This is a genomic window from Micromonospora sp. NPDC049900 (assembly GCF_044461025.1).
Classification (GTDB): domain Bacteria; phylum Actinomycetota; class Actinomycetes; order Mycobacteriales; family Micromonosporaceae; genus Micromonospora.
Map to the genome: position 1 here is coordinate 584,564 of NZ_JBITKM010000001.1, position 26,860 is coordinate 611,423.

Below are 26,860 nucleotides of genomic sequence, written 5' to 3' on the forward strand. Positions count from 1 at the left end.
CTGAGATCGGCGGGCCGGTGAAGTCCGGGGCGTCCCCGTGGTCGGCCGACCACCGCGCGTGTGACGATCGGACCAGCGCCGCCGCACCGTCCGTCTCCGGCGCGAGCCGTCCTGACCAGGGAGTACGTGATCAGCACCGTCGTTGGGCCGCCGCGCCTCTACCGTGCCCCGGAACACCGGATGGCCGCCGGGGTGGCGGCCGGCATCGCCGAGCACCTCGGTGTCCCGGTACTCCGGGTCCGGGTCGCCTTCATGGTGCTGCTCGGGCTGAGCGGGCTCGGCCTGCTGCTCTACGCGGCGTTCTGGGCCGTCGTGCCGCTGCGGCCGGGAGACACCGCCGTACCGCCCCGGCGGGAGTTCGGGCAGTTGCTGCCGTTCGTGGCGATCGGGCTGGGCGCTCTGCTGGTCCAGGTGGTGCTCTTCGACTCGGTGGGTGCCGCGGGCACCGCCGGGTGGCTGGTCGCGATCATCGCGGTGGGAGCCGGCGTGATCTGGCACCAGTCGACCCCGGAACGGCGGCGGCAGTGGGGCGAGTCGATGCCGGTGCCGTGGCTCGGCGCGGTGGTGGAGGAGAGCGACCGGCGGGCCTTCGTGCTCCGGTTCGTCGGCGGCGGGGTACTGGTCGCCGTCGGCATCATCGGCGTCGCCGCCGTGTACTCCCCGGCGCAGAACCTCGACGCGGTGATCAACGGCGTGATCTTCGCGCTGGTCGGCCTGGCCGGCGTCGGGGTGGTGGCGGCACCGGTGCTCTGGCGGACGTGGAACCAGCTCCGCTCCGAGCGCGAGGGACGCATCCGGGAACAGGAACGGGCCGAGCTGGCGGCCATGGTGCACGACCAGGTGCTGCACACCCTCGCGCTGATCCAGCGCAACGCCAGTGACGTGAAGGCCGTCCAGCGGCTGGCCCGGGGCCAGGAGCGCTCGTTGCGGAACTGGCTCTACAAGCCCACCGCGTCGCCCACCGAACGGTTCGCCGCCGCGTTGGAGCAGGCCGCAGCCGAGGTCGAGGACACCTTCGCGATCACCGTGGAGGCGGTGGTGGTCGGTGACCGGGAGACCGACGAACGGGTCGGCGCGCTGGTCGCCGCCGCGCGGGAGGCGCTCGTGAACGCCGCCCGGCACGCCGGGGTGCAGACCGTCTCGCTCTACGCCGAGGTGGAACCCGACCAGGTCAGCGTCTTCGTACGGGACCGGGGGGCGGGCTTCGATCCGGATACCGTGGAGGATCACCGGCACGGTGTACGGGGCTCGATCATCGGGCGGATGAAGCGACACGGCGGCCGGGCGGAGATCCGCTCCGGGCCGGGGGAGGGGACCGAGGTGCGACTGATCCTGCCGATCAGCCGGGACTCGGCCACGGCGGAAAGGGACAGATCATGACCGAGCAGTCGACGCCAGCGGCCGAGCCGACGGGAGCCGGACCCGAGCGGCTGCGCGTGTTCCTGGTCGACGACCACGCCATGTTCCGCGCCGGGGTACGGGCCGAACTGGGCGCGCACGTGGAGGTGGTGGGCGAGGCGAGCACGGTCTCCGAGGCGGTCAGCAGGATCGCGGCCATCGAACCGGACGTGGTGCTGCTCGACGTGCACATGCCCGACGGGGGCGGGCGTGCGGTGCTGGAGGCGATGCGGCGCAGCCACCCGCAGGTGCGGTTCCTGGCGCTCAGCGTCTCCGACGCCGCCGAGGACGTGATCGGGCTGATCCGCGCCGGTGCACGGGGCTACGTCACCAAGACGATCTCGCCGGACGAGCTGGCCGCGGCGATCCGGCGGGTGGCCGACGGCGACGCCGTGTTCAGTCCCCGGCTGGCCGGGTTCGTGCTGGACGCGTTCGCGGCCCGCCCCGACGCTCCGGTCGCCGACCCCGAGCTGGACCAGCTCACCAACCGCGAGCGCGAGGTGCTGCGGCTGTTGGCCCGGGGGTACGCGTACAAGGAGATCGCCCGGGAGCTGTACATCTCGATCAAGACCGTCGAGACCCACGTCTCCAACGTGTTGCGCAAGCTCCAGATGTCCAACCGCTACGAGCTGTCCCGCTGGGCTGCGGACCGCCGGTTGGTGTGAGCGGACGGGGCTCGTTCGGACTCTTCGGAAGACGATCACCCGAGGAACTGATTCGGTCTCCCGTCTGGATTCGACATCCTCCTTTCGGTTAGGATTCGGGGCGACGTGGCGGGATTCACCTCAGGTTTCCTGGTCGATGCTTCGAGGTGATCCGGTCGCGCAGGCAATCGGCCATTCGGGCGCGAAAAAGCCGTTGACGGGCAGCTCATAGCATGCCTGTCGGGCGGTGTGGACGGGGCTCCGGGTCGATGTCGAGGCCGTCCCGGGCGGGTATCGGGTTGATAACACGCCTTTCGGCTTGGGCGCATCGGGTGTCACAGTGGCAGGCACCTCACAACCCCCTCGTGAGCCGAGCGCCCTGAGGAGGCACTCCCATGCGCGGGAAATTCCTGAAGGTGGCGGTCGCGGCGACCGCCACCGCCATGTTGGCCACCGCCTGTGGCGGTGGTAGCGACAACGACAACGACTCGAGCGGCCAGGCCGGCGGTACGTTGCGCGTCTACAACGCGGAGCCGGCGTTCCTGACGCCCTCCGGCGGTGACGACGAGCCGTCGCTGTACGTGATCCGCTCGCTGTTCCGTGGTCTGGTCAAGTACAACGCCGAGAGCGCCGCGGTCGAGATGGACCTGGCCGAGTCGGTCGAGTCGGACGACCAGAAGCTCTGGACGATCAAGATCAAGGACGGCTACACGTTCGACAACGGTGAGCCGGTCAACGCCGACGCCTTCATCCGTTCCTGGAACTTCGCGGCCTACAGCCCGAACGCCCAGAACAACGGCTACTTCATGAAGCGGATCGCCGGCATCAAGGACGTCCAGTCCGAGGACCCGGACGGCGACGGCCCGCAGAAGGCCCCGGAGCCGAAGGCCAAGGAGCTGTCCGGCCTGAAGAAGGTCGACGACCTGACCTTCACCGTCGAGCTGGAGGCCCCGTTCTCCGGCTTCCCGACCACGATCGGCTACCCGGGCTTCTTCCCGATGGCCGAGGCCTGCGTCGCCGACATCGCGGCCTGCAACGAGAAGCCGATCGGTAACGGCCCGTACAAGATCGACGGCAACTGGCAGCACAACGTCGCGATCAACGTGGTCCGCAGCGACAGCTGGAAGGGCGAGCCCGGCAAGCCGGACCGCATCGAGTACCGGATCTTCGCCGACATCGACGCCGGTTACGCCGCCTTCCAGGCCGGCGAGCTGGACGTGCTGTACACCGTGCCGCCGGCCCGGTACAAGGAGGCCAAGGCCACCTACGCCGACCGGATGTACGAGCAGCCGGGTGACAGCTTCACCTACGTCGGCATGCCGCTGTACCAGGACAACTTCAAGGACAAGCGGGTCCGCCAGGCGCTCTCGCTGTCGATCGACCGCCAGTCGATCATCGACGCCGTCTTCGACGGCCGGTTCACCCCGGCCACCGGCTTCGTCGCCCCGACCTTCGAGGGTGCGCGGGAGAACGTCACGCCGTACGCCAAGAAGGACGTCGAGAAGGCCAAGCAGCTGCTCGCCGAGGCCGGCGGCTGGCCGGCCGGTGAGAAGCTGATCCTGTGGGCCAACGCCGGTGCCGGCCACGACCAGTGGCTGCAGGCGGTCGGTGACCAGATCAAGGAGGCCCTGGGTATCGACTACGAGCTGCGGGTGAACCTGCAGTTCGCCGAGTACCTGGAGACCGCCGACCAGAAGAAGTTCACCGGTGGGTTCCGCCTCGGCTGGGGTCCGGACTACCCGTTCATGGAGACCTTCCTCTACCCGCTGTACGCCACGGGCTCGGGCAGCAACAACTCGACCTACAGCAACCCCGAGTTCGACGCCGCCATGAAGGAGGGTGACTCGGCCGACTCGATCCAGGCCGCGATCCCGTCCTACCAGAAGGCGGAGGACCTGGTCGGTGAGGACCTCCCGGTCATCCCGATGTGGTTCAACAAGGTTGGTGCCCTTTACAGCGAGAACGTCGACCAGTTCGTCTGGAACTCCGTCTCGGACGCCGACTACGCAGCGATTTCGCTGAAGCAGAACTGAGCTTCAACCGCCTGATCCTGCCGTAACACGACGTGGCGGCAACGGTCTCCCCACCAGGGTGATCGTTGCCGCCACGTCAGCGCCGAGAGGAGACCCCGACATGGGGCGCTACGTCATTCGACGGTTGCTCCAGTTCATCCCCACCGTGCTGGGCACCATGTTCCTGCTCCACTACCTGACTTCACTGGCGATCCAGTTCAGCGGGAACCCGGTCCGGGCGCTGTTCGGGGACCGGACGCCGCCGCCCGCGCTGCTGGAGGCGATCACCGAGCGACTCGGCTACGGTGACCCCTGCCTCGACCAGAAGGGCAACCCCTGCTTCGGGCTCTTCGTGGACCGGCTGCAGGGCATCTTCCTGAACTTCGACTTCGGCATCAACCTGCGCCAGCGCGAGGTCACCGACCTGGTGGCGGACGCCATTCCGTTCACGCTCAAGCTGCTGCTCATCGCCATCGTCTTCGAGGCGGTCGTGGGTATCGCCGCCGGTGTGCTCGCCGGCCTGCGCGGCGGCAGCTTCGCCGACTACACGGTGAAGATCAGCACGGTCTTCGTCATCTCGGTGCCGATCTTCGTGCTCGGCCTGGTCGTGCGGGAGTTCGTCGGCGTCAAGTTCGGCAACGTGCTGCGGGGCCAGAGCTGGATCCCCGACGTGATCTCCACCGGTATGTTTAGCCCAGGCTTCAAGCCCGACTATCCCTGGGCGAGTCTGATCATCCCAGGCATGGTGCTCGGTGCGACGTCGCTGGCGGTCACCGCCCGGCTCACCCGGACCAGCATCATGGAGAACATCCGGGCCGACTACGTCCGGACGGCGAAGGCCAAGGGCCTGACCACCAAGCGCGTCATCGGTGTGCACACGCTGCGTAACTCGCTGATCCCCGTGATCACCTTCCTCGGCGTCGACATCGGCGCCGCGATGGCCGGCGCGGTGGTCACCGAGACCATCTTCAACGTGCCGGGTATCGGTCGGCTGGTGACGATGTCCGCGCGTACCGGCGAGTCCTCGGTGGTGATCGGCGTGGTGACCATGCTGGTGCTGGTCGTCCTGATCGCCAACCTGCTGGTCGACCTCCTCTACGCCGTGCTCGACCCGAGGATCCGCTATGAGTGACCGGACCGTGGTGACGATGCCGACGCAGGATCTTCCGACCGCTCCCGGGTGCCGGTGGAGCGAAACGAGGTATGGACATGAGTGAGCGTAGCGAGCGAATCTTCAGGCTCAGTGCGTTGGTGCCTCGTGGCGGCGCGGAGCGAAGCGGAGCGTCGGCATGAGTGACCTGAGTAGTGCGGGCGCCGCCGTCGGCGGTGCGCCGGTGGCCGGTGACGGCCCCACGACCGATGCGCCGGTCGGTGGCAAGGAGCGCAGCGCCAGTCTCTGGGCGGACGCCCGGCGGCAGTTGCTTCGCGACCCGGTCTTCATGATCGCTTCCCTGTACATCCTCGTGGTGGGCTCGATGGCGGCCTTCCCGAAGCTCTGGACCAGCCAGGACCCGCGTGCCTGCAACACCGACCGGTCCCGGATCTCGCCCAGTTGGGAGCACCCGTTCGGGTACGACATCCTGGGCTGCGACTACTACTCGCACGCGATCTACGGCGCGCGGCCGTCGATGGTCATCGCGGTCATGGCGACCGGTGGCATCGTGCTGGTCGGTGGCACGCTCGGCCTGCTCGCCGGCTACTACGGCGGCTGGGTCGACACGATCATCTCCCGGGTGATGGACATCGTCCTGTCGCTGCCGTTCCTGCTCGGCGCGATCGTGTTCCTCACGGTCATCAAGCGGCAGAACATCTGGACCCTGACCCTGGTGCTGTTCCTGCTCGCCTGGCCGACCATCGCCCGGATTACCCGAGGTAGCGTCATCTCCTCGAAGGACCTGGACTACGTACACGCGGCCAAGGCGGTCGGTGCCCGCAACTCGCGGCTGATGTTCCGGCACATCCTGCCGAACGCGATCGCCCCGATGCTGGTGTACGCCACCATCGTGCTCGGTTCGTTCGTCGCCGCGGAGGCCACGCTGACCTTCCTCGGTGTCGGGCTCCAGCCGCCGGCGCAGTCGTGGGGCATCATGATCTCGGTGCACCAGGTCTACTTCCTGGAGGACCCGTGGCTGCTGCTCTTCCCGTGTGGTCTGCTGGTCGGCACGGTGCTCTCCTTCATCCTGATGGGTGACGCACTGCGTGACGCCCTCGACCCGAAGTTCCGGTGATTCCGAATGAGCGAGCGGAGCGAGCGAATCTTCAGGCTCAGTGCGTTGGTGCCTCGTGCCGGCGCGGAGCGAAGCGGAGTGTCGGCATGAGTGAGCGGAGCGAGCGAATCTTCAGGCTCAGTGCGTTGGTGCCTCGTGCCGGCGCGGAGCGAAGCGGAGTGTCGGCATGAGCAGTGATGTGAACGTCAAGTTGGACGCGCTGCCGGGCCTCGACCCGAACGCGTTGCCACTACAGGTCAAGAACCTGCAGGTGGAGTTCCGTACCCGTAACGGCGTGGCTCGCGCGGTCAACGGGGTGAGCTTCGACGTGCGGGCCGGCGAGACCCGGGCGATCCTCGGTGAGTCGGGCTGCGGCAAGAGCGTGACCGCCCAGGCGATCATGGGGATCCTGGACAGCCCGCCCGGGTTCGTCACCGGTGGCGAGATCCTGTACCGGGGTGTCGACCTGCTCAAGCTGCCGGAGTCCGAGCGCCGCAAGGTGCGCGCGAACCGGATCGCGATGATCTTCCAGGATGCGCTCTCCGCGCTGAACCCGGTCTTCACCGTCGGGTTCCAGCTCGGCGAGTTGTTCCGCAAGCACCGGGGCATGTCCCGCAAGGACGCCAAGGCCCGAGCCGTCGAACTGCTCGACCTGGTCAAGATCCCGGCGGCGCAGCAGCGGGTGAACGACTACCCGCACCAGTTCTCCGGCGGTATGCGGCAGCGGGTCATGATCGCCATGGCGTTGGCGCTCGACCCCGAGGTGCTGATCGCGGACGAGCCGACCACCGCACTGGACGTGACCGTGCAGGCCCAGATCATGGCCCTGCTGGCCGAGCTCCAGCGGGAACGGAACATGGCGCTGGTGCTGATCACCCACGACATGGGTGTGGTGGCCGACGTGGCCGACCGGATCTCCGTCATGTACGCCGGTCGGGTCATCGAGGAAGCCGGCGTGGACGACATCTACGCCACCCCGGCCCACCCGTACACCAAGGGTCTGCTGGAGTCGATCCCGCGGCTGGACCTCAAGGGTCAGGAGCTCAGCGCCATCAAGGGTCTGCCCCCGGCGCTGACCAACATCCCGCCGGGGTGTGCCTTCAACCCTCGCTGCCGCTACACCCAGGACGTCTGCAAGCAGGACCCGGCGCCGCCGCTGTACCAGGTGTCGCCGAGCCGGACGGCTGCCTGCCACTTCTGGAAGGAGGTCAAGGGCGATGAGTGACGTGGTGTTGGAGACCCGCGACCTGGTAAAGCACTTCCCGCTGACCCGGGGCATCGTCTTCAAGAAGCAGGTCGGCGCGGTCCGCGCGGTCGACGGGATCAACCTGGAGCTGCGGCGCGGCGAGACCCTCGGCATCGTGGGCGAGTCCGGCTGCGGTAAGTCGACGTTGGCGCGGATGCTCGTCGGTCTGGAGACGCCGACCTCCGGTGACCTGTTTGTGCAGGGCAAGAACATGGCCAAGGTCGGTGCCGAGGAACGGCGTCGGGGCCGGCGGAACATCCAACTGGTGATGCAGGATCCGTACACCTCGCTGAACCCGCGGATGACCGTTGGCGACATCATCGGTGAGCCGTTCGAGGTGCACCCGGACGTGGTGCCGAAGGGCCAGCGTCGGCCCAAGGTGCAGGAGCTGCTGGAGCTGGTCGGCCTGAACCCCGACCACATCAACCGCTATCCGCACCAGTTCTCCGGTGGCCAGCGGCAGCGGATCGGCATCGCCCGGGCGCTGGCGCTCAACCCGGAGATCATCCTCTGTGACGAGCCGGTCTCGGCCCTGGACGTCTCCATCCAGGCGCAGGTGATCAACCTGCTGGAGAAGCTCCAGAACGAGCTGGGTCTGTCGTACATCTTCATCGCCCACGACCTGTCCGTGGTGCGGCACATCGCCGACCGGGTCGCGGTGATGTACCTCGGCAAGATCGTCGAGGTCGGCACCGAGGACCAGATCTACGAGACGCCCACGCATCCGTACACCCAGGCATTGCTGTCCGCGGTGCCGGTGCCGGACCCGAAGCTGCGTGGGCACCGCGACCAGATCGTCCTGACCGGCGACGTCCCGTCGCCGGCCAACCCGCCGTCCGGCTGCCGGTTCCGCACCCGCTGCTGGAAGGCCCAGGACGTCTGCGCGGAAGAGGAGCCACTGCTGCAGATCAGGGACAAGTCCGGCCACCCGAGCGCCTGCCACTTCGCCGAGGTCCGCGACGTGGTGCACGCGACGGAGTAGCCACACAGACGCCGTCGTGGCCGGTCATCCAAACCGGGAGCGGCGGTGAAGGTAGTGCCTCCTCAGTGATTCGGGGCGTCGGCCGTCACCAGCGGCCGGCGCCCCGGTCCGTGTCCGAGCCGCCGTGTCCGCACTGCCGGCGTCCGGGCCGCTGTGCCCGCGCTGCCGTCCGGACTCGTGCCCGCGCTGCCGCGCCGGGCCGGTGTGGCCGGGCCGCCGCGTTCGGGGCGCCACGTCCGATTAGCTGTTGTCCGGGCCGCCATGGCCGGGCCGCCCTTGGTCGGCCCGGCGTCCGCTCACGTGGACCGCCGGTCCCCGGTCTGCCACTCGGATCGATCCGTCCGGGTCAGAGCGGTCCGCGACCGGCCCGCAGCAACAGCAGCGCCAACTGGGTGCCGTCGGCACCGAGGGCGACCCGGAAGCGCTCCAGGATCTCCTGCTCCCGGGAGAGCACCAGCCGGGTGCCCCCGGAGGCCATCCGGGTCGCACCGACCTCGCGGGACAGGGCGGCCCGCTCCTGCCACAGATCGACGATCGTGCGGTCGATCTCGTCGATCCGGACCCGGATCTCGGCGATGCGGGCGGCAGCGCCCGGTTCCGCGGTGCCAGTGCCCGGGGTGTCCGCGGCGGGACCGGTGCCGCCGTTCGCGCCGGTGTCGTTCGCGTTGGTGCCGTTCGGGGTGGTGCCGGATTCGCCTGGGACGCCGTTCTGTTCCATCACGTCTGTCATCTTCGGGTACCTCTCACGGTGTGGTGCCCGGTGCCCGGATCCCGGGACGACGAAAGCCCCGGACTCCGAGAGCCCGGGGCTTTTCGTAGGTCTTGTCGATCAGGCGCGACCTACGGCTGCCGGACTCCCGGGGCCGTAGTAAAAGTAGAAGCGCTGGTCGAACACGCCGTCGAGTATGCCCGCCGCGGACGCCGCCGCGCAAGGAAACCCGTAAGGAAGGGACCCTTCCTATACACGAGGCGTTAGTAGGGGGCCCTTCCTTTCACCAAGGGCGGCGCGGGGCGGGGATGTCGGGGCGGCGGCATAGACTCGCCCTGCGATGCATCCTCTCTTCGACATCCCCGCGTCCCCGTCCGCGCCCGAGCCCGACCGGGCGCTGCCGCCGCGCCGGCCGGCTCCCGGCCGCCTCGACCCGTCCGAGTTGGTGGAGGGCCTCAACGGCCCCCAGCGGGACGCGGTCACCCACGCCGGCTCACCGCTGTTGATCGTCGCCGGTGCCGGTTCCGGCAAGACCCGGGTCCTGACCCACCGGATCGCGTACCTGCTCGCCGCGCGGGACGTGCATCCCGGCGAGATCATCGCGATCACCTTCACCAACAAGGCCGCCGGCGAGATGAAGGAGCGGGTGGCCGCCCTGGTCGGGCCGCGTGCGCGGCTGATGTGGGTCTCCACGTTCCACTCCGCCTGCGTACGGATCCTGCGGGCCGAGCACGAGCACGCCGGGCTCAAGTCCACCTTCTCGATCTACGACGCCGACGACTCCCGCCGACTGATGCAGATGGTCACGCGCGAGCTCGACCTGGATCCGAAGCGCTATCCGGCGCGGGGCCTGGCGGCCCAGGTCTCCAACCTGAAGAACGAGTTGGTCGACCCGGAGACCTTCGCCGACCGGGCGTCGGGGCCGAACGAGCGGGCGCTGGCCGAGGCGTACACGTTGTACCAACGTCGCCTGCGTGAGGCGCACGCGCTCGACTTCGACGACCTGATCATGACGACGGTGCACCTGCTCCAGTCGCATCCGCACGTCGCCGAGACCTACCGCCGCCGGTTCCGGCACGTGTTGGTCGACGAGTACCAGGACACCAACCACGCGCAGTACGTCCTGATCAAGGAGCTGGTCTCGGGCACGGACGGGCTGGCCCCGGCGGAGTTGTGCGTGGTCGGTGACGCGGACCAGTCGATCTACGCCTTCCGGGGCGCGACGATCCGCAACATCCTGGAGTTCGAACGCGACTTCGGCGACGCCCGCACCATCCTGCTGGAGCAGAACTACCGCTCCACCCAGACCATCCTGAACGCGGCCAACGCGGTGATCGACCGCAACACCTCGCGCAAGCCGAAGCGGCTGTGGAGCGACGCCGGGGCGGGCGAGCAGATCGTCGGGTACGTCGCCGACACCGAGCACGCCGAGGCGGACTGGGTGGGTCGGGAGATCGACCGGCTGGTCGACGCCGACGAGGCCCGGCCGGGCGACGTGGCGGTCTTCTACCGCACCAACGCGCAGTCCCGCGTCTTCGAGGAGGTGTTCATCCGGGTCGGCCTGCCGTACAAGGTCGTCGGCGGGGTGCGCTTCTACGAGCGCAAGGAGGTCCGCGACGCGTTGGCCTATCTGCGTGCGGTGGTCAACGACGACGACACGGTGAGTCTGCGCCGGATCCTGAACACGCCCCGGCGGGGCATCGGCGACCGGGCCGAGGCGTGTGTGGAGGCACTGTCCAGCCGGGACCGCATCTCGTTCGGCGCGGCGCTGCGTCGGGCCAAGGACGCGCCGGGCATCTCCACCCGCGCGGCCAACGGCATCGCCGACTTCGTGGCGCTGCTCGACGCCGCCCGGGAGGTGGCCGTCGACGGCACCCCGGAGGAGGTGCTGGAGGCGGTGCTGACCCGCTCGGGCTACCTGAGCGAGCTGGAGGAGAGCCTGGACCCGCAGGACGCGGGCCGGGTGGACAACCTCCAGGAGCTGGTCAGCGTGGCCCGGGAGTACACCGAACGGATCGAGGCGAGCGGCGCGGAGGGGGAGCGGGCCACGCTGGCCGGTTTCCTGGAGCAGGTGGCCCTGGTGGCCGACGCCGACCAGATACCCGCGGACGATCCCGAACACCAGGGCGTGGTCACGTTGATGACCCTGCACACCGCCAAGGGGCTGGAGTTCCCGGTGGTCTTCCTGACCGGCCTGGAGGACGGCGTCTTCCCGCATCTGCGCTCGCTGGGCGACACCCGTGAGCTGGAGGAGGAGCGGCGGCTGGCGTACGTGGGCATCACCCGTGCCCGGCAGCGCCTCTACCTGTCCCGTGCGGTGACCCGGTCGGCGTGGGGACAGCCGGCGTACAACCCGCCGTCGCGGTTCCTGGAGGAGCTGCCGACCGAGCTGGTCCGTTGGGAGCGCACCGAGGGGTCGTACACCTCCTGGGGCGGTGGTGGCGGCGGCGTGGGCGGTCGCGCGGACCGGGTGGGCGGCGGCTTCACCGGCGGTACGCCCCGCGCGGTCCAGTTGGCCCGCAAGCTCGGCGTGGACGGCAGTCGGCTGGCCACCGCGAGCGAGCTGCCGCAGGGCCCCAAGGTCTCCGCCGGGGACCGGGTCAACCACCAGCGGTACGGACTCGGTCGGGTGGTCACGGTGGAGGGCCACGGCCCGGGTGCCCGCGCGCAGATCGACTTCGGCGACCAGACGTTGTGGCTGGTGCTGCGGCACGCCCCGATCGAGAAGATCTGACGGGTCGGCGCACCGGCCCGGGCCGGGCCGGTGCGCCGGACGCCCGGCGTCAGGTCAGCACGCCACGTCGATGCCCCGGGCACGCAGGAACGGCGCCGGGTCGATCTGGTTCCACATCTGTCCCTGGTGCACCTCGAAGTGCAGGTGCGGCCCGGTGGAGTCGCCGGTGGAGCCTTCCAGGCCGATGGTCTGCCCGGTGCTGACCTTCTCGCCCACGTTCACCCGGGTGGTGCTCAGGTGGGCGTAGTGGGTGAGGTAGCCGTTGCCGTGGTCGATGACGACCGAGATGCCGTACCCGTCACCGACGTCGCCGGCCTTCGTCACGGTGCCCTTGGAGGCGGCCCGCACCGGCGTGCCGGCGGGCAGCGCGAAGTCGATCCCGGCGTGCAGCGTGCCCCAGCGCGGGCCGTAGCACGAGGTGATGGCGGCGCCGGCCATCGGGATGACCCAGTCGGGCTTCGGGGCCGCACTCGTGGTCTTCGTGGTGGCCTTGGTGGCCTTGGTGGCTGTCGGGCGGGGTTTCGCGGTCGGGCTCGCGCCGGGTGTCCGGGACGGGCTCGCCGTCGGGGTCGGCGTCGGGCTCTCCGGCGTCGCCGGGGCGGCCGACTCGCGGGCCGAGCGGTCGGCGCGGGCGGCGGCCTCCGCACGGGCGGCGGCTTCGGCGCTGGCCTGCGCGTCGAGTGAGACGGGGGTCGGGCTGTCGTCGAGACTGGTCACGACGACGCCACCGAGTCCGAGTCCCAGTACGGCGACCGCGCCGACGGCCAGTCGACGGCCGCGCCGGCCGATCCGGCGGCGATGCCGGGCGGGGGCGTGGGGGAGCTTGTGGTGCGGGGTGGGGTTGTCGTCCTGCACGGGGCGGACCTCACTGGATCGAGGGGTACGTGACCTGGAAATCCTGGGGTCCGCCGGGTGTTCGTCGAGTACCGGGGTTGGGTGGGTGGGCGGTGATGGCGGTGCTGCTTTCCCGGTCCGTCCCCGGTTGCCGCCGGATGACCGGGTCGGTGCGTCGGCCGGGGTGTGCGCTCGACCACAGTGCGGACTGTGGCCCGGGACACTTTGCGATCCGGGCGGGCACGAAAAACCGCCCGGATCGATCGATCCGGGCGGTCAACGGGTGCAACGGGCTGTCAGGACTCCGTTACCTCGCTGTAAATTGCCTCGACTTGCAGCTTGATGTCCACTCCGCGCTCCTGGAGCCAGGGCACCGGGTCGAGCGGCTTGCCCTTGACATGGATCTCCAGGTGCAGGTGGACCCCGTAGGAGTGTCCGGTGTTGCCGACCAGACCGAGCTGGTCGCCGGCCTTGACCTGCTGCCCCTCGCGCACGCTCACGTCCGAGGAGTGGCCGTAGATCGCCTCGCTGCCGTCCGGGTGCTGGACGATCACGGCGTTGCCGTACCCGCCGAACCAGCCGGCCTTGGTGACGGTGCCCTCGTGGATCGAGACGTACGGCGTGCCCTCCGGCGCGACCAGGTCGATGCCGGTGTGCAGCTTCCCCCACCGCATGCCGTAGGGGGAGTTGAAGTCGTAGCCCTGTAGTGGCAGCAGCCAGACGCCGGAGTCCTCGACGCTCTCCGGGGCGCTGCGGCCGTCCCGGGAGGCCCGGTCGGCGGTCTCGGCACGCTCGGCAGCGCCCTGGCTGCTGACCGCCGCCTGCTTCAGCTCGTCGAGCACCGACTGTTCGACGCTCTTGGCGTCCGGCAGAGCGCCGGCGCCCAGTGCCACCACGCCGGCACCGACGAAGGCGGTGGTGACGACTGCGGCGTAGCGGCTACGTGGGGGGGTGGGTACGCGGCGGCGACCGCGATATCGATCGGGCTCAGACGACAGGCGCTGGCGCACGCACACCCTCCGTTGTCGGGGTTCCGAGGCGGTCGGCCGTCGTCCGGATCAGTGGTCCGTCCGTCGGCTGGTCGCGTCGTCACCCGTCCGCAAACCTGATGACAACCGTGGACACGGTAGCCAACCGGCAGTCGCCCCACAAGCCGGAGCGCCGAACTCGTTGCACCTTTCTGTCCCTTTCCGTCCGTTAATGTCATGGCTAGCGGCACCGGAGGGCTGCCCTCGTTATCGTCCGTTCGTCGCACACCGTGACCGATCGGCGGAGTCGTCCTCCTTGACCCGGACCGCGTCGGTCGTGTCTCTGCGTGAGGTGGTCGTGGCGGCGGGTCCGTCACCGGGCTTCGGCCCCGGTTCCCCGGGTTCGGGGGCGCGGGTTACCGTTCGTTCAGGTGAAAGCCCCGGAGCCGCTGAAAGGGATGCGCAGATGAGCTCTCGTGTTCGGGTCGTCGTCGCCAAGCCGGGCCTGGACGGCCACGACCGTGGGGCCAAGGTGGTGGCCCGCGCTCTCCGGGACGCCGGCATGGAGGTCATCTACACCGGCCTACACCAGACTCCGGAGCAGATCGTGGAGACCGCGATCCAGGAGGACGCCGACGCGGTCGGCCTCTCGGTGCTCTCCGGCGCGCACATGACGCTGTTCCGTCGGGTGCTCGAACTGCTCGGTGAGCGCGACGCCCGGGACATCGTGGTCTTCGGCGGCGGCATCATTCCGGACGCGGACATCCCGGAGCTGGAGCAGCTCGGTGTGGCCAAGATCTTCACGCCCGGTGCGACCACCCAGTCCATCGTGGAGTGGGTCCGCAGCAACGTCGCCCAGCCGGTGAGCTGACCCGACACGCGCACCGGAGAGTCGACGCGCAGGGCGGGACGGACGTGTCGCAGGAGAGCGCGCAAACGGGCCCGACGCGTGCAGCGCACAAGGGGAGGGGCCGGACGCACCCCTCACACGTCCGGCCCCTCTATGCACGATGCCCCGCCGCCACCCCTCGACCGACAGGGCATCGGCCGCTTGCGTCCTCGCGCCGTTCAGCGCTCCGACACCTGACTCAACGAGGCCCTGCCGGCCGGGTTACGCACCGGCGACGGGTTCCCTGCCCAGGTCGTGGAGATCGCCCGAACGGGTGACACCGGAGCGGTCGCTGCGGCGTGGTGCACGCCGGTGACACAGCGTCCGTGGTGGCTGTGGATTACCGCACACCCCGCACCCGCTCGGTTGCCGCCCGTGCCGACATCGCTAGGCTGCGCCCAATGAACCCCGCATCACCTCCGCCCACGGTCCGACGGACCCACGGGTAGGGCGCGGTGCGCGAGTGCCGTGCGGTTCGGGCCGCGCGAGGTTCAGCGGTCTGCGTCAACTTCGACTGATGTCAGGCACCGCACTGTTTACTTTCCATACGCTGGTGGCGGCGCGACGGTGCGCCGCGGAGACGGGACGGGACGCGCAATCGTGGACCTGTACGAATACCAGGGGCGGGACCTGTTCGAGCGGCACGGTCTGCCCGTGCTCGCGGGCGGCGTTGCCACCACCCCGGAGGAGGCCCGCGCGATCGCCGATCGCCTCGGCGGCCGAGTGGTCGTCAAGGCGCAGGTGAAGGTCGGCGGGCGAGGCAAGGCCGGCGGCGTGAAGCTCGCCGAGGGCGCGGAGGAGACGGTGGCCCGCGCCACCGACATCCTCGGCATGGACATCAAGGGTCACACGGTCCACAAGGTCATGATCACGGTGACCGCCGACGTGGCCGACGAGTACTACTTCTCGTACCTGCTGGACCGGGCGAACCGTACCTTCCTCTGCATCGCCAGCGTCGCTGGCGGCATGGACATCGAGCAGGTCGCCGCGGACACCCCGGACAAGGTCGTCAAGGCCCCGATCGACGCCGTCAAGGGTGTCGACGAGGCCAAGGCCCGGGAGATCGTCTCCGCCGCGGGCTTCCCGGCCGAGGTCGCCGACCAGGTCGTCGACGTCGCGGTGGGGCTGTGGAAGGCGTTCGTCGCCGAGGACGCCACCCTGGTCGAGGTCAACCCGTTGGCCAAGACCGGTGACGGCACGCTGCTGCTGCTGGACGCCAAGATCTCGCTGGACGAGAACGCCGGCTTCCGGCACCCGGACCACGAGGCCCTGGTCGACCAGTCGACCGTGGACCCGCTGGAGCAGGCCGCCAAGGAGAAGGACCTCAACTACGTCAAGCTCGACGGCGAGGTCGGCATCATCGGCAACGGCGCGGGCCTGGTCATGTCCACGCTCGACGTGGTCGCGTACGCCGGTGAGCGGCACGGCGGCGTCAAGCCGGCCAACTTCCTCGACATCGGCGGCGGCGCGAGCGCCGCGGTGATGGCCAACGGTCTGGAGATCGTGCTCTCCGACCCGTCGGTCCGAAGCGTCTTCGTCAACGTCTTCGGCGGCATCACCGCCTGCGACGAGGTCGCCAACGGCATCATCCAGGCGCTGGCCCTGCTGGAGCAGCGCGGGGAGCAGGTCACCAAGCCGCTCGTCGTGCGGCTGGACGGCAACAACGCCGAAGCGGGTCGGGCGATCCTCGACAGCGCGAACAACCCGCTGGTGCAGCGGGTCGACACCATGGACGGCGCGGCCGAGCGGGCCGCCGAGCTGGCGGCTGCGGGGGTCTGACAATGGCTATCTGGCTCACCAAGGACTCGAAGGTCATCGTCCAGGGGATGACCGGTTCCGAGGGTTCCAAGCACACCCGGCGGATGCTCGCGGCCGGCACCAACGTCGTCGGCGGCGTGAACCCGCGCAAGGCGGGCACCACCGTCGACTTCGACGGCACCGAGCTGCCGGTCTTCGCCAGCGTCGCGGACGCGATGAAGGACACCGGCGCCGACGTCACCGTCATCTTCGTGCCCCCGCAGTTCACCAAGGGCGCGGTCATCGAGGCGATCGACGCCGAGATCCCGCTGGCCGTGGTGATCACCGAGGGTGTGCCGGTGCACGACACCGCCGCCTTCTGGGCGTACAACACGGGCAAGGGCGAGCGGACCCGGATCGTCGGGCCGAACTGCCCCGGCATCGCCTCGCCGGGCGCCTCCAACGCCGGCATCATCCCGGCCGACATCACCGGCAGCGGCCGGATCGGCCTGGTCAGCAAGAGCGGCACGCTGACCTACCAGATGATGTACGAGCTGCGGGACATCGGCTTCTCGACCTGCGTCGGCATCGGTGGCGACCCGATCATCGGCACCACGCACATCGACGCGCTGGCCGCGTTCGAGGCCGACCCGGACACCGACGCGATCGTGATGATCGGTGAGATCGGCGGCGACGCCGAGGAGCGGGCAGCCGACTACATCAAGGCCAACGTCACCAAGCCGGTGGTCGGCTACATCGCCGGCTTCACCGCCCCGCCCGGCAAGACCATGGGGCACGCCGGTGCGATCATCTCCGGCTCGGCGGGTACCGCCGACGCGAAGAAGGCCGCGCTGGAGGCGGTCGGCGTCAAGGTCGGCAAGACCCCGACCGAGACCGCCAAGCTGATGCGGGAGATCATGTCCGCCGGCTGAGCCGGTACGACAGTCTTCGAGGGGCCGACCGGAAGGTCGGCCCCTCAGCGGTTCCAGTACGGGTAGTTGCCCGTCGCGGACAGGATCAGGCTGATCACGATGTTCAGCACACCCAGGCCGATCGAGACGTAGCCGAGCACCGGCGACTGCCGGTAGCGGCGTGCGTCGCGGATCGACAACCAGCCGAAGACGATGCCGAGGATGCCGCAGCAGAGCACCCCGGTGACGATGCCCAGCACGCCCCACAGAGTGGTGCGGTCCCGGCCTGCCGGTGGCGGCGGGGGCGGTGGATACGGAGCGTTCACGGCTTCCCTCCGGACACTACCTGCCGCGACGTCGGTCACGGCCCTGAGCCGAGGCTAGACCGGACCCTGCGGCCGGCACGCCGGATCAGGCGAACTCACCTCCGGACGGGGTGGTGTCCGGGCAGCCGAGGCGGCCCCGGCATGCCAGAGTAGAGCCGATGTCCTCCGTCACCCCTGACCAGCCGCGCCGGGCCACCGACGCACGCGGAGTCGGCGCCCGGCCACCCGGTCGCGCCGGCCCGCCCCGCCGGGTACCGGTGCAGCGGGGCACGCCCGGCGGTCGCCGTCACCCGCCCCTCGCGGTCGCCGCGTTGGTGGCCGCTGGCGGAGCCGCCCTCACCTCCTGGCTGCCGGTGGCGCTCGCACTCTGGTTGTTCCAGCTCAGCGAGGGTGCCGCCACGCTGCTGGGTGCGGTCCGCGCGGGGGCGGCCGGATGGCTGCTCGGGCACGGCGTACCGCTGGACACCGCCGCCGGACCCCTGGGCCTGGCCCCGCTCGCGGTCACCGTGCTGGCCCTCTGGCGGCTCGCCCGGGCCGGTGTGCACGCCAGCCGTGCGGTCGGCGCACGCGGCAGCCGGTCGCCGGGCCGCACGTCGGCCGTCGCGGCGGCGGTCGGCGTCGGCTACGGCCTGATCGGTCTGCTCGCCGCGCTGCTCGTGGACACCGGCGGCACCGGTGTGTCGTGGTCGCGGGCCGGGGTGACGCTCGCGGTGATCGGCACGCTCGCCGCCGGGCTCGGCGCGACCCGGACCACCGGGCTGGCCGAGGTGCTCGCCGGTCAGGTACCGACGCCGGTGCGCGAAGGAGTCCGGGCCGGCCTGGTGGCCGCACTGGTGCTGCTCGGCGCGGGGGCGGCCGGGGCGGGACTGGCCGTGGCGACCGGCGGGGGCGACGCGGCCGACCTGATCGGCGCGTACCGCACCGGCGTGGCCGGGCAGGCGGGCATCACCCTGGTCAGCCTGGCGTACGCCCCCAACGCCACCGTCTGGGCAACCGGCTACCTGCTCGGGCCGGGCTTCGCCGTGGGCACCGACACGGCGGTCCGCACCAGCGAGGTCTCGGTCGGCGCGCTACCGGCGCTGCCGTTGTTCGCCGGGCTGCCGAGCGGGCCGGTCGACGGGGCCGGGTCGATCGTGGTCCTCGCGATACCGGTCCTGGTGGGCATGGCCGCGGGTTGGCTGCTGGCCCGTCGGTTGCTCCGGTCGGCCGGGGCGGACCGCGCACCGCTGCGCTGGCGGCGGCTGCTGGTGCCGGCCGTACTCGTCGGCCCGGTGGCCGGGGTGCTCCTCGGCGTGCTCGCGGAGGTCTCCGGCGGGCCGCTCGGTGCCGGACGGCTGGCCGAGGTCGGCCCGGTCGGTTGGCAGGTGGCGCTGGCCGCGATGCTGATCACGGGCGGCGGCGCGGTGCTCGGAGCGGCGGCGACCCGCTGGCTCACCCGGCCCGCCGGCTAGACCGACCGCAGCGCGGCCGGCCCTCGAACTCGGGGCCGTTCACGACGAGGGGCGCCCCGTTCGTCCGGAGCGCCCCTCGCGTACTGCTGGCTCAAAGCTGCGGCACGGCGTAGTTCACCGCGATCAGCACGAGATAGAGCAGGCCCAGCAGCAGGCCGATGCCGCCGCAGATCAGGCCGGTGAGGGCCTGCCCCGCGTTGCCGGCCAGGCCCTGGTCGACCTTCTGCTTGCCGAGCCAGCCGGTGATCACCGCGGCCAGGCCCAGCGGAATACCGAGGTAGCAGCAGTTCAGCGGGATCGACGCGATGCCCAGGATCATCGCCACCAGACCGAGCGTGTTCTGCTGCCCGCCGGGGCCGGCGAAACCGGCGTGCGGGTACATCGGCGCACCGCCGTACGGCTGCGGGGCGTACGGGTCCTGGTAGGGCTGGCCACCGTAGGGGTGCCCCGACGTCGGCGGCTGCCCGTAGGTCGGGGGCTGACCGTACGCCGGCTGTCCGGCGGGCGGGGCCGAGTACGGGTCGTACGGCTGCCCGGAGGTGGGCGGCTGCTGGCCGTACGGGTCGTACGGCTGCTGGCCGTACGGGTCTGCCTGCTGGTACGGGTCGACCGCAGGCGTGTGCGGCTCCGGCGTGGCGTACGGGTTGGCCGGCGGAGGTGCGTAGGGATTGGCCGCCGGTGGCGCGTACGGGTTGTGCGGAGGTGGAGCTGTCGGATCCCCGTACGGCTGTTGGCCGTACGGGTCCTGACCGGGGTTACCGGGCTGCATGTGGTTCCGTGACTCAGACGTTGGAGCCGCTGAGCGAACCGAGGACGCCACCGCCCAGGCAGCAGAGCAGCACGATCGCGAGCCACGCGACACCGACGATGATGGCCCACTTGGACCACTTCTTCGACTCGGCGGACGCGGCCTGGGCACCGGCGTAGTCACCCTGCTGGAGAAGCTGGTTGACCTTCGAGGCGTTGATGATGGCGGGGATCGCCAGCGGCCAGAACAGGAAGATGGCGACGATCGACATCGTCATGTTGTTGTCGACCTGCTGGGGCGGCTGGGACGGGTATCCGGGCTGCATGATGACGAGCTCCTCACGTACGTTTCGCTGACGGGTGCGGGCCGGACACGCGCCGGTCCCAAGCGACCGGCAGCGTACCCGGTCAGTGCGACCTCGGTGGTCGGCGAAGGGTCGCCGGCCCACCGGGTGGGCACCGGACCAGCGCCGATCCGCCGCCGGATAGGGTGTGCCGGTGACCGAGCCCGCCCGCATCGTCGTCCTCGTCTCCGGCTCCGGCAGCAACCTGCAGGCGCTGCTGGACGCGACCGCCGACCCGGCGTACGGGGCCCGGGTGGTCGCGGTGGGCGCGGACCGCGACGGCATCGCCGGGCTGGACCGGGCCGCCGCCGCCGGGGTGCCGACGTTCGTGGCGCGGGTCAAGGACCACCCGTCCCGCGAGGAGTGGGACGTGGCGCTCACCGAGCAGGTCGCCGCGCACCGCCCTGACCTGGTCGTCTCCGCCGGGTTCCTGAAGCTGGTCGGTTCCCGGTTCCTCGCCGCCTTCGGCGACCGCTACCTGAACACGCACAACACCCTGCTGCCGGCGTTCCCCGGCATCCACGGCCCCCGGGACGCGCTCGCCTACGGGGTGAAGGTCACCGGTGCGACGCTGTTCTTCGTCGACGCCGGGATGGACACCGGCCCGATCGTGGCGCAGGTGGCGGTGCCGGTGCACGAGGACGACGACGTGGACACGCTCACCGAACGCATCAAGGAAGCCGAGCGGCAGCAACTCGTCGAGCAAGTGGGCCGACTGGTCCGCGAGGGTTGGACGATCACCGGGAGAAAGGTCACAGTTCCGTGAGTTCCATCGAGGACGGGCGTCGCCCGATCCGGCGGGCACTGGTCAGCGTCTACGACAAGAGCGGACTGGTCGACCTGGCCAAGGCGCTGCACGCCGCCGGGGTGGAGATCGTCTCCACCGGCAGCACCGCGTCGACGATCGCCGGTGCCGGTGTGCCGGTGACCGCCGTGGAGCAGGTGACCGGCTTCCCGGAGATCCTCGACGGCCGGGTGAAGACCCTGCACCCGAAGATCCACGGTGGACTCCTCGCCGACCTGCGCAAGGACACCCACGTCGCCCAGCTCGACGAGCACGGCATCGCCGGGATCGACCTGCTGGTGTCCAACCTGTACCCGTTCCAGCAGACCGTGGCCTCCGGCGCGAGCCAGGACGAGTGCGTCGAGCAGATCGACATCGGCGGTCCGGCGATGGTGCGGGCCGCCGCCAAGAACCACGCGTCGGTGGCGGTGGTGACCGACCCGGCCGCGTACCCGCTGCTGCTGGCCGCGCTCGACGGCGGCGGCTTCACGCTGGCGCAGCGGCGGGCGCTGGCCGCCCGCGCCTTCGCCGACATCGCCGAGTACGACGTGGCGGTGGCCGACTGGTTCGCCACGACCCTGGCCCCGGCCGCCGACGGCGGGCCGGAGTTCGCCGGACTGGCGCTGCGTCGGCAGGCGGTGCTGCGGTACGGCGAGAACCCGCACCAGGGCGCGGCGGTCTACGCGGACCCGGCGAGCCCGCCCGGGTTGGCCCAGGCCGAGCAGTTGCACGGCAAGGAGATGTCCTACAACAACTACGTCGACGCGGACGCCGCCTGGCGGGCCGCGAACGACTTCGTCGACCAGCCGGCGGTGGCCGTGATCAAGCACGCCAACCCGTGCGGCATCGCGGTCGGCGCGGACGTGGCCGAGGCCCACCGCAAGGCGCACGCCTGCGACCCGGTCTCCGCCTTCGGCGGCGTCATCGCGGTGAACCGGCCGGTCTCGGTCGAGCTGGCCGGGCAGATCGCCGAGATCTTCACCGAGGTCGTCGTGGCGCCCGGCTACGAGCCCGGTGCCGCCGAGGTGCTCCAGGCCAAGAAGAACATCCGGCTGCTGCGGGCACCGGAGTTCCGTCCGCCGTCGACCGAGTGGCGGCAGATCACCGGCGGTGTGCTGGTGCAGGAACGCGACGCGATCGACGCCGAGGGCGACGACCCGACGACCTGGCGGCTGGCCACCGGCGAGGCGGCCGACGAGGCGACCCTGGCCGACCTGGCCTTCGCCTGGCGGGCGGTGCGCGCGGTGAAGAGCAACGCGATCCTGCTGGCCCAGGACGGCGCCACGGTCGGCGTCGGGATGGGTCAGGTCAACCGGGTCGACTCGGCGCGACTGGCGGTCAGTCGGGCCGGTGCCGACCGGGCGCGGGGCGCGGTGGCGGCCTCGGACGCGTTCTTCCCGTTCGCCGACGGGCCGCAGATCCTCATCGACGCCGGCATCCGGGCGATCGTGCAGCCGGGCGGCTCGATCCGGGACGAGGAGGTGATCGCCGCCTGCAAGCAGGCCGGCGTCACCATGTACCTGACCGGCACCCGGCACTTCTTCCACTGACCCGCCGCCGCGCGGCTCGGCCTTGGATGTAAGGAAGGGTCCCCTGCTATACACCCGGCGTTAGCAGGGGACCCTTCCTTACACCGACGGGCGCAGCTCGGCGAAGTGACAGGCGGACGGGTGCGGGTCGGCGGCCCGCGGCACCGCCTGTGGATCCTCGACGGCGCAGATCTCCTGCGCCTTCCAGCACCGGGTCCGGAAGTGGCAGCCGCTCGGCGGGTCGGCCGGGCTCGGTACGTCACCGCGCAACCGGATCACCGTACGACGCTCGCGGGCGTCCGGGTCCGGCACCGGCGCGGCCGAGAGCAGCGCCTGCGTGTACGGGTGGGTGGCCCGCTGGTAGATCTCGTCCTCGGTGCCGATCTCCACGATCCGGCCCAGGTACATCACCGCGATCCGGTCCGAGATGTGCCGCACCACGGACAGGTCGTGGGCGATGAAGATGTACGACAGCCCGAACTCGTCCTGGAGCTGCTCCAACAGGTTGATCACCTGGGCCTGGATGGAGACGTCCAGCGCGGAGACCGGCTCGTCGCAGACGATCACCTCGGGCCGCAGCGCGAGTGCCCGGGCGATGCCGATGCGCTGCCGCTGGCCGCCGGAGAACTGGTGCGGGTAGCGGTTGACGTGCTCCGGGTTCAGCCCGACCACGTCGAGCAGTTCCTGCACCCGCCGCTCGCGGCTGCCCTTCGGGGCCGCCTCGGGATGGATCTCGAACGGCTCGCCGATGATGTCGCCGACGGTCATCCGGGGGTTCAGCGAGGTGTACGGGTCCTGCATGACCATCTGCATGTTGCGGCGGATCCGGCGGAGCCGGGCCCCGGAGGCGGCGAACAGGTCCTGCCCGGCCAGGGTGGCCCGGCCGGCGGTCGGCCGCTCCAGCCGCATCAGCAACCGGGCCAGGGTCGACTTGCCGCAGCCGGACTCGCCGACGACGCCCAGCGTCTCGCCCCGGCGGAGCTGGAAACTCACCCCGTCGACGGCCTTCACCGCGCCGACCCTCTTCTGGAACAGCACCCCCTGCGTGATCGGGAAGTGCTTCACCACGTTGTCGACGTCGAGGATCGTCTCGCCGGTCACCGTGGTGGGCTCAGCCGGCGCGGTCATCACGTACCTCCTGCGCGAAGTGGCACGCGCTGGTCCGGCCGTCGCCGAGGACCAGGTCGTGCGGTACCTCGTCGACGCAGACCTGCTGCGCGTACGGGCATCGGGGATGGAAGGGGCAGCCGCTGGGAATGCGCATCAGGTTCGGCGGCAGGCCCCGGATGGTGGACAGCCGCCCGCCGCGCTGGTCCAGGCGCGGGATCGACGCCAGCAGCCCCTTGGTGTACGGGTGGGCGGGCGCCCGGTACAACGACCGCACGTCGGCGTGCTCGACGATGCGGCCCGCGTACATGACCGCGATCCGGTCCGCCACGTCGGCGACCATGCCCAGGTCATGGGTGATCAGGATCATCGCCATGTCCAGGTCCCGCCGCAGGTCGGCGAGGAGGTCCATGATCTGCGCCTGCACGGTGACGTCGAGCGCGGTGGTCGGCTCGTCGGCGATCAGCACCTTCGGTTCCATCGCCAGCGCCATCGCGATCATCACGCGTTGGCGCATGCCGCCGGAGAACTGGTGCGGGTAGTCGCCGAGACGCTGGCCGGCGGCCGGGATCTGCACCAGGTCCATCAGCTCCACCGCCCGGCGGCGTGCGTCGGCGCGGGACATGCCGAGCCGCTGGCGCAGCGTCTCGCCGATCTGCCAGCCGACCGGGAAGACCGGGTTCAACGCGGAGAGGGCGTCCTGGAAGATCATCGCGATCTCCTTGCCCCGGACCTGCCGACGTTGCTCCTCGGGCAGGGCGAGCAGGTCGCGCCCCTGGTAGTGGATCTGCCCGGCGGTGACGTGCGCCGGTGGGCTGTCCAGGATGCCCATCACCGCCTGCGCGGTGACGGACTTGCCGGAGCCGGACTCGCCCAGCACCGCGAGCGTCTCGCTGGGGTCCAGGTGGTAGCTGACCCCGTTGACCACCTTCGCCACCCCCTCGCCGGTGCGGAACTCGATGTGCAGGTCCCGTACCTGGAGCAGGTGGCCGCCGGGCGGGGTGGGGGAGGCCGGAGTGGGCCGCGTCGTGGTCATGTCGGTCACCGCAGCTTCGGGTCGAACGCGTCACGGATGGCGTCGCCGAGCATGATGAACGCCAGCACGGTCAGGGCCAGGAACGTCGACGGGACGACCAGCGGGGTGGCCGACTCCCGCATGTGCACCCGACCGTTGTTGATGTCGATGCCCCAGGAGATGGTCGGTTCCCGCAGGCCGATGCCGAGGAAGGAGAGCGTCGCCTCGGCGGCGATGAACGAACCGAGCGCGATCGTCAGCACCACGATCGCCGGGGCGAGCGCGTTCGGCAGGATGTGCCGCCACATGATCCGGCCGTTGCCGGCGCCCAGCATCCGCGCCGCCGACACGTAGTCCTGCTCCCGGGCGGTGATCACCGAGGAGCGGACCACCCGGGCGGCGGTGGTCCAGCCGAGCACCGCGAGCACGAAGATGACGGCACCGACGCGGACCGTGGCACTGTCGCTGGCGACCCGCTTGAGTAGCACGATCGCGGCCAGCAGCAGCGGGATGCCGAGCACGATGTCGATCACCCGGCTGAGCACCGCGTCGACCCAGCCGCCGAAGTAGCCGGCGAGCATCCCGACGACCAGCGCGATCACCCCGGTGAGCAGCGCGGAGAGGGCGCCGACCAGCAGGGACGCCCGGGCGCCGTAGACCGCGCGGGCGTACGTGTCGCAGCCCTGGAAGTCGTACCCGAAGATCGCCCCGCCGGACGGGGCCGCGTGCTGCCGGGCCAGCACGCAGTCGCCCGGGTCGTTGCTGGTGAACAGCCCCGGCGCGGCGGCCATCGCGGCCACCAGCAGCACCAGCGCCAGGCTGATCCAGAAGATCGGCTTGCGGCGCAGGTCGCGCCAGGCGTCCCCGGCGAGGCTGCGCGGCTTGTGGGGCCGGCCGACCTGGTCGGGCGCGCCCGGCTCACCCGTCGGCCCGCGTCGCGCGGCCTGGTTCTCCGACGCCGCAACGGTCTCGAAGTCACTCATGCCCACCCCTCGCTGCGCTCGGTGCCGGCATGTCCGCTGAGCTGGCCGATTCGTTCGCTGCGCTCACTCATGCCCACCCCTCGCTGCGCTCGGTGCCGGCATGTCCGCTGAGCTGGCCGATTCGTTCGCTGCGTTCACTCGTGCCGCCCCCTCGCTGCGCTCGGTGCCGGCATGTCCGCTGCGCTTGCCGATTCGTTCGCTGCGCTCACTCATAGCGGATCCTCGGGTCCAGGACGGCGTACAGGACGTCCACCACCAAATTGGAGACCAGGTAGACCACGACGAGCACGCTGACGATGCCCACCACCAGCGGGCCGTCCTCGGTGCGGATGGCGCGGAACAGGTTGAAGCCGACGCCGGGGATGTTGAACACGCCCTCGGTGATGATCGCGCCGCTCATCAGGTTGCCCACCTCGACGCCGAGGAAGGTGATCACCGGGATGAGCGAGTTGCGCAGGACGTGCACGCTGACCACCCGCCGGTTCGGCAGGCCCTTGGAACGGGCGGTACGCACGTAGTCGGCGCGCAGGTTCTCGGCCACCGAGGTCCGGGTCAGCCGCAGCGCGGTGGCCAGGGAGAGCGAGCCGAGCACGATCCCGGGCAGCAGCAGCGAGCCGAAGTCGGGGTCGGCGCCGGCGGTGGGCGGGAAGACCTGCCACTTGACGCCGAGGAAGTACTGCGCGAGCGGCGCGAGCACGATGGTCGGGATGCCGAGCACCAGCAGCGTCAGCAGCAGCGTGGCGTTGTCGAAGATGCCGGCCCGGCGGATGCCGGCGAGGACGCCCGCGGTGACCCCGAAGATCACGGCGACCGCGATGGCGATCAGCGCCAGTTTGATGGTGACCGGCCAGGCGGTGGCGAGGATGTCACCGATCGACCGGCCGGTGAGCGACTCGCCGAGGTCGCCGCGGAGCAGATTGGATAGGTAGTCGAAGTAGCGGTAGAGGAAGCCGCCGACACCGGTCGCGTCGAGGTGGTACTTCTCGGTGAGGTAGGCCCGCTGGGCCTTGGTGACCGGACGTTCACCGGCGAGCGCCTGGATCGGGTCGCCCTGGCCGGCGAACATCAACGCGTAGACGATCAGCGTGGTGCCGAAGAAGGCCAGGACCATCTGCAGCAGGCGCCGCACGATGAAGCGGAACATACTAGGCAGTCTCCCCAAAAAGGGCGAACCACGTGGCGGGGGGGGGGGGCCCGCCCCCCCCCCCCCCCCGGGGGGTGTTTATTTTCGGGCGCGGTATTTTTTATGTGGAGCCCGGTGTATAGGTGCAAATAGAAGGTTTTAAACATTGTGGTGTTGGGG

24 protein-coding genes are annotated in these 26,860 nt (G+C 70.5%); 14 read left to right on the forward strand and 10 right to left on the reverse strand.

Annotated features, from left to right (window positions below):
* Nucleotides 1-111 precede the first annotated feature (111 nt).
* The 7 genes from ACIBMZ_RS02760 (at nucleotide 112) to ACIBMZ_RS02790 (ending at nucleotide 8,489) form a co-directional block, all read left to right on the forward strand.
* A complete protein-coding gene (locus ACIBMZ_RS02760; protein WP_396690976.1) occupies nucleotides 112-1,380 on the forward strand; it encodes a PspC domain-containing protein in 1,269 nt (422 codons plus the stop codon).
* A complete protein-coding gene (locus ACIBMZ_RS02765) occupies nucleotides 1,377-2,063 on the forward strand; it encodes a response regulator (RefSeq protein WP_396690389.1) in 687 nt (228 codons plus the stop codon). The genes ACIBMZ_RS02760 and ACIBMZ_RS02765 overlap by 4 nt, the downstream gene beginning before the upstream one ends.
* Nucleotides 2,064-2,437: 374 nt before the next feature.
* A complete protein-coding gene (locus ACIBMZ_RS02770) occupies nucleotides 2,438-4,075 on the forward strand; it encodes an ABC transporter substrate-binding protein (RefSeq protein WP_396690391.1) in 1,638 nt (545 codons plus the stop codon).
* A gap of 100 nt (nucleotides 4,076-4,175) precedes the next feature.
* Complete coding sequence (locus tag ACIBMZ_RS02775; RefSeq protein WP_396690393.1) at nucleotides 4,176-5,186, forward strand: ABC transporter permease; 1,011 nt, start codon at nucleotides 4,176-4,178, stop codon at nucleotides 5,184-5,186.
* Between the two features lie 157 nt (nucleotides 5,187-5,343).
* On the forward strand, nucleotides 5,344-6,282 hold the full coding sequence (locus tag ACIBMZ_RS02780) for an ABC transporter permease (protein ID WP_396690395.1): 939 nt from the start codon (nucleotides 5,344-5,346) through the stop codon (nucleotides 6,280-6,282).
* A 166-nt stretch (nucleotides 6,283-6,448) separates the two neighbouring features.
* On the forward strand, nucleotides 6,449-7,486 hold the full coding sequence (locus ACIBMZ_RS02785) for an ABC transporter ATP-binding protein (RefSeq protein WP_396690397.1): 1,038 nt from the start codon (nucleotides 6,449-6,451) through the stop codon (nucleotides 7,484-7,486).
* Nucleotides 7,479-8,489 (forward strand): ABC transporter ATP-binding protein, encoded by a 1,011-nt coding sequence (locus ACIBMZ_RS02790; protein WP_396690399.1) that lies wholly within the window; start codon nucleotides 7,479-7,481, stop codon nucleotides 8,487-8,489. The genes ACIBMZ_RS02785 and ACIBMZ_RS02790 overlap by 8 nt, the downstream gene beginning before the upstream one ends.
* Nucleotides 8,490-8,835: 346 nt before the next feature.
* Here ACIBMZ_RS02790 and ACIBMZ_RS02795 read toward each other — a convergent pair whose 3' ends face one another.
* Entirely contained in the window at nucleotides 8,836-9,207 is a 372-nt protein-coding gene (locus tag ACIBMZ_RS02795; RefSeq protein WP_396690978.1) for a chorismate mutase, read from the reverse strand.
* A 331-nt stretch (nucleotides 9,208-9,538) separates the two neighbouring features.
* Between ACIBMZ_RS02795 and pcrA the strand changes: the two genes are divergently transcribed.
* Nucleotides 9,539-11,932, forward strand: coding sequence for a DNA helicase PcrA (pcrA, locus tag ACIBMZ_RS02800; protein WP_396690401.1), 2,394 nt, complete (start codon nucleotides 9,539-9,541; stop codon nucleotides 11,930-11,932).
* 54 nt (nucleotides 11,933-11,986) lie between these two features.
* On the opposite strand, the gene ACIBMZ_RS02805 is transcribed toward pcrA, so the two are convergent.
* Nucleotides 11,987-12,787 carry a M23 family metallopeptidase gene (locus ACIBMZ_RS02805; protein ID WP_396690403.1) on the reverse strand — a complete coding sequence of 267 codons (801 nt, stop codon included), beginning with the start codon at nucleotides 12,785-12,787 and terminating at the stop codon, nucleotides 11,987-11,989.
* 275 nt (nucleotides 12,788-13,062) lie between these two features.
* Nucleotides 13,063-13,776 carry a M23 family metallopeptidase gene (locus tag ACIBMZ_RS02810; RefSeq protein WP_396690405.1) on the reverse strand — a complete coding sequence of 238 codons (714 nt, stop codon included), beginning with the start codon at nucleotides 13,774-13,776 and terminating at the stop codon, nucleotides 13,063-13,065.
* A 424-nt stretch (nucleotides 13,777-14,200) separates the two neighbouring features.
* Between ACIBMZ_RS02810 and ACIBMZ_RS02815 the strand changes: the two genes are divergently transcribed.
* From ACIBMZ_RS02815 to sucD, 3 genes are all read left to right on the forward strand, one after another.
* Entirely contained in the window at nucleotides 14,201-14,605 is a 405-nt protein-coding gene (locus ACIBMZ_RS02815) for a cobalamin B12-binding domain-containing protein (protein WP_350692734.1), read from the forward strand.
* 618 nt (nucleotides 14,606-15,223) lie between these two features.
* Nucleotides 15,224-16,402: an ADP-forming succinate--CoA ligase subunit beta gene (gene sucC / locus ACIBMZ_RS02820; protein ID WP_396690407.1), complete on the forward strand. Its 1,179-nt coding sequence runs from the start codon at nucleotides 15,224-15,226 to the stop codon at nucleotides 16,400-16,402.
* Between the two features lie 2 nt (nucleotides 16,403-16,404).
* Nucleotides 16,405-17,292 carry a succinate--CoA ligase subunit alpha gene (gene sucD, locus ACIBMZ_RS02825; RefSeq protein WP_396690409.1) on the forward strand — a complete coding sequence of 296 codons (888 nt, stop codon included), beginning with the start codon at nucleotides 16,405-16,407 and terminating at the stop codon, nucleotides 17,290-17,292.
* 44 nt (nucleotides 17,293-17,336) lie between these two features.
* On the opposite strand, the gene ACIBMZ_RS02830 is transcribed toward sucD, so the two are convergent.
* Nucleotides 17,337-17,597: a DUF4190 domain-containing protein gene (locus tag ACIBMZ_RS02830; protein WP_350692730.1), complete on the reverse strand. Its 261-nt coding sequence runs from the start codon at nucleotides 17,595-17,597 to the stop codon at nucleotides 17,337-17,339.
* A gap of 158 nt (nucleotides 17,598-17,755) precedes the next feature.
* Between ACIBMZ_RS02830 and ACIBMZ_RS02835 the strand changes: the two genes are divergently transcribed.
* Complete coding sequence (locus ACIBMZ_RS02835; RefSeq protein WP_396690411.1) at nucleotides 17,756-19,048, forward strand: DUF6350 family protein; 1,293 nt, start codon at nucleotides 17,756-17,758, stop codon at nucleotides 19,046-19,048.
* Nucleotides 19,049-19,139: 91 nt separating this feature from the next.
* Here ACIBMZ_RS02835 and ACIBMZ_RS02840 read toward each other — a convergent pair whose 3' ends face one another.
* Together ACIBMZ_RS02840 and ACIBMZ_RS02845 are read right to left on the reverse strand one after the other, a co-directional pair.
* Nucleotides 19,140-19,817 (reverse strand): DUF4190 domain-containing protein, encoded by a 678-nt coding sequence (locus ACIBMZ_RS02840; protein ID WP_396690413.1) that lies wholly within the window; start codon nucleotides 19,815-19,817, stop codon nucleotides 19,140-19,142.
* A gap of 13 nt (nucleotides 19,818-19,830) precedes the next feature.
* Nucleotides 19,831-20,121: a CD225/dispanin family protein gene (locus tag ACIBMZ_RS02845; protein WP_396690415.1), complete on the reverse strand. Its 291-nt coding sequence runs from the start codon at nucleotides 20,119-20,121 to the stop codon at nucleotides 19,831-19,833.
* A gap of 172 nt (nucleotides 20,122-20,293) precedes the next feature.
* Between ACIBMZ_RS02845 and purN the strand changes: the two genes are divergently transcribed.
* Nucleotides 20,294-20,905, forward strand: coding sequence for a phosphoribosylglycinamide formyltransferase (purN, locus tag ACIBMZ_RS02850; RefSeq protein WP_396690417.1), 612 nt, complete (start codon nucleotides 20,294-20,296; stop codon nucleotides 20,903-20,905).
* The gene (gene purH / locus ACIBMZ_RS02855) at nucleotides 20,902-22,473 is read left to right on the forward strand and encodes a bifunctional phosphoribosylaminoimidazolecarboxamide formyltransferase/IMP cyclohydrolase (protein ID WP_396690419.1); all 1,572 of its coding nucleotides are present in this window, start codon (nucleotides 20,902-20,904) and stop codon (nucleotides 22,471-22,473) included. The genes purN and purH overlap by 4 nt, the downstream gene beginning before the upstream one ends.
* A 78-nt stretch (nucleotides 22,474-22,551) precedes the next feature.
* Here the strand turns inward: purH and ACIBMZ_RS02860 are convergent, their stop codons facing one another.
* From ACIBMZ_RS02860 to ACIBMZ_RS02875, 4 genes are all read right to left on the reverse strand, one after another.
* Nucleotides 22,552-23,580: an ABC transporter ATP-binding protein gene (locus ACIBMZ_RS02860; RefSeq protein WP_396690421.1), complete on the reverse strand. Its 1,029-nt coding sequence runs from the start codon at nucleotides 23,578-23,580 to the stop codon at nucleotides 22,552-22,554.
* Complete coding sequence (locus ACIBMZ_RS02865) at nucleotides 23,564-24,595, reverse strand: ABC transporter ATP-binding protein (RefSeq protein WP_396690423.1); 1,032 nt, start codon at nucleotides 24,593-24,595, stop codon at nucleotides 23,564-23,566. The genes ACIBMZ_RS02860 and ACIBMZ_RS02865 overlap by 17 nt, the downstream gene beginning before the upstream one ends.
* A 5-nt stretch (nucleotides 24,596-24,600) precedes the next feature.
* Nucleotides 24,601-25,557, reverse strand: coding sequence for an ABC transporter permease (locus ACIBMZ_RS02870; protein ID WP_396690424.1), 957 nt, complete (start codon nucleotides 25,555-25,557; stop codon nucleotides 24,601-24,603).
* Between the two features lie 205 nt (nucleotides 25,558-25,762).
* The gene (locus tag ACIBMZ_RS02875) at nucleotides 25,763-26,701 is read right to left on the reverse strand and encodes an ABC transporter permease (protein ID WP_396690426.1); all 939 of its coding nucleotides are present in this window, start codon (nucleotides 26,699-26,701) and stop codon (nucleotides 25,763-25,765) included.
* Between the last annotated feature and the right edge of the window lie 159 nt (nucleotides 26,702-26,860).

Coding starts and splice junctions, on each gene's coding strand:
- ACIBMZ_RS02835 (WP_396690411.1), top strand. CDS start 17,756: ATGTCCTCCGTCACCCCTGACCAGCCGCGCCGGGCCACCGACGCACGC.
- ACIBMZ_RS02790 (WP_396690399.1), top strand. CDS start 7,479: ATGAGTGACGTGGTGTTGGAGACCCGCGACCTGGTAAAGCACTTCCCG.
- ACIBMZ_RS02875 (WP_396690426.1), bottom strand. CDS start 26,701: ATGTTCCGCTTCATCGTGCGGCGCCTGCTGCAGATGGTCCTGGCCTTC.
- pcrA (WP_396690401.1), top strand. CDS start 9,539: ATGCATCCTCTCTTCGACATCCCCGCGTCCCCGTCCGCGCCCGAGCCC.
- ACIBMZ_RS02860 (WP_396690421.1), bottom strand. CDS start 23,580: ATGACCGCGCCGGCTGAGCCCACCACGGTGACCGGCGAGACGATCCTC.
- ACIBMZ_RS02775 (WP_396690393.1), top strand. CDS start 4,176: ATGGGGCGCTACGTCATTCGACGGTTGCTCCAGTTCATCCCCACCGTG.
- ACIBMZ_RS02770 (WP_396690391.1), top strand. CDS start 2,438: ATGCGCGGGAAATTCCTGAAGGTGGCGGTCGCGGCGACCGCCACCGCC.
- ACIBMZ_RS02815 (WP_350692734.1), top strand. CDS start 14,201: ATGAGCTCTCGTGTTCGGGTCGTCGTCGCCAAGCCGGGCCTGGACGGC.
- sucD (WP_396690409.1), top strand. CDS start 16,405: ATGGCTATCTGGCTCACCAAGGACTCGAAGGTCATCGTCCAGGGGATG.
- ACIBMZ_RS02870 (WP_396690424.1), bottom strand. CDS start 25,557: ATGAGTGACTTCGAGACCGTTGCGGCGTCGGAGAACCAGGCCGCGCGA.
- ACIBMZ_RS02780 (WP_396690395.1), top strand. CDS start 5,344: ATGAGTGACCTGAGTAGTGCGGGCGCCGCCGTCGGCGGTGCGCCGGTG.
- ACIBMZ_RS02865 (WP_396690423.1), bottom strand. CDS start 24,595: ATGACCACGACGCGGCCCACTCCGGCCTCCCCCACCCCGCCCGGCGGC.
- ACIBMZ_RS02840 (WP_396690413.1), bottom strand. CDS start 19,817: ATGCAGCCCGGTAACCCCGGTCAGGACCCGTACGGCCAACAGCCGTAC.
- ACIBMZ_RS02845 (WP_396690415.1), bottom strand. CDS start 20,121: ATGCAGCCCGGATACCCGTCCCAGCCGCCCCAGCAGGTCGACAACAAC.
- ACIBMZ_RS02795 (WP_396690978.1), bottom strand. CDS start 9,207: ATGGAACAGAACGGCGTCCCAGGCGAATCCGGCACCACCCCGAACGGC.
- ACIBMZ_RS02785 (WP_396690397.1), top strand. CDS start 6,449: ATGAGCAGTGATGTGAACGTCAAGTTGGACGCGCTGCCGGGCCTCGAC.
- ACIBMZ_RS02765 (WP_396690389.1), top strand. CDS start 1,377: ATGACCGAGCAGTCGACGCCAGCGGCCGAGCCGACGGGAGCCGGACCC.